Annotated in this window: 1 protein-coding gene; it reads right to left on the reverse strand. The window is 68.4% G+C overall.

All coding sequences use genetic code 11. The annotated features are described in order from the left end of the window. Window positions 1–17: 17 nt before the first annotated feature. Window positions 18–1,182, reverse strand: a 1,165-nt coding sequence (locus EOA38_RS37265) for a penicillin-binding transpeptidase domain-containing protein (RefSeq protein ID WP_281060178.1), incomplete at its 5' end; no start/stop codon positions are given.

Here is a 1,182-nt window from a genome sequence, read left to right on the forward strand (position 1 = left end):
GAATCGCTTGCCGCACTCTATTCAACGAAAACCTTCACGCTGGCCGCGCGGCCGACGGCGTCGATCACGGTCAGCGTCGAATAGCCGGTGCCGTCGGGCTGCCAGGTCGCGGTGCGGCGGCGGTCGATGCCGGCAAGCGGCTTGCCGTTGGCAAGCCAGCGGAACGGCGCCCGGCCGCCCTGAAGCTTCAGCACCAGCGGCGTGGCGTCGGCCGAATTGGTGCCGAGATCGACGCGCGCGCCGTCCGGCGGGAAGATGATGGTGGGCGCAGGCTCGGTCGGCGTTGCCTGCACCAGCCCGTCCGATCCGGCGCCGAAGCGGGCGAGCGTCACCGGCAGTTCGTCGCGTTTGGGGTTGAAGACGCCAGGCGGCCGGCTGGGCAGCGGCACGCTGGCCAAACCGGAACGGACAAAGCCCTCGAACAGGATCGGCGCGGCCGACACATAGCCGGACAGACCCGGTATCGGGCTGGCGTCGGCGCGGCCGACCCAGACACCCAGTACATAGCGGCCGTCGAAGCCCACCGACCAGGCATCGCGATAGCCATAGGAGGTGCCGGTCTTGTAGGCGATGCCGCCCTGCATGGCGCCTTCCAGCGGCTTCACGCCGGAGAGGATGTCGTCGATCTGCCAGGCGGCCTGGTCGTCGAGGATGGTGGCGGTGGCGCGCTCGGCATTGGCCGGCTCGGTGCCGTCATGCAGCGTGTGCATCTTGCCGCCATTGGCGAGCCCCGTATAGAGCTGCACCAGGTCGCGCAAGGTTATGCCGGCGCCGCCGAGGCCGATCGCAAGGCCGGGCGCTTCGTTGAGCGGCAGGACCAGGTTGACGCCGGCCTGGCGGAAGCGCGCGGTAAGCCGTGCGGGACCGACGGCGTCGAGCACGCGGATCGCCGGCACGTTGAGCGACAATTGCAGCGCCTGCCTGATGCTGACGTCGCCCTGGTAGCCCATATCGAAATTCTTCGGCCGATAGCCGCCGAAGTCGGCCGGGCTGTCCTCGATGATGGTCTCCTGCGCCACCAAACCCTGCTCGAATGCCAACCCGTAGATGAACGGCTTCAGCGTCGAGCCGGGCGAGCGCACGACCTTGGTCATGTCTATCCAGCCGGAGCGGCTGGCGTCGAAGAAATCGGCCGAGCCTACCTCGCCAAGAATGTCGCCGGTGCGCGCATCGGCCATCACC

The sequence above is a fragment of the Mesorhizobium sp. M1E.F.Ca.ET.041.01.1.1 genome (assembly GCF_003997355.1).
In the GTDB taxonomy this organism is placed as follows: Bacteria; Pseudomonadota; Alphaproteobacteria; order Rhizobiales; family Rhizobiaceae; genus Mesorhizobium.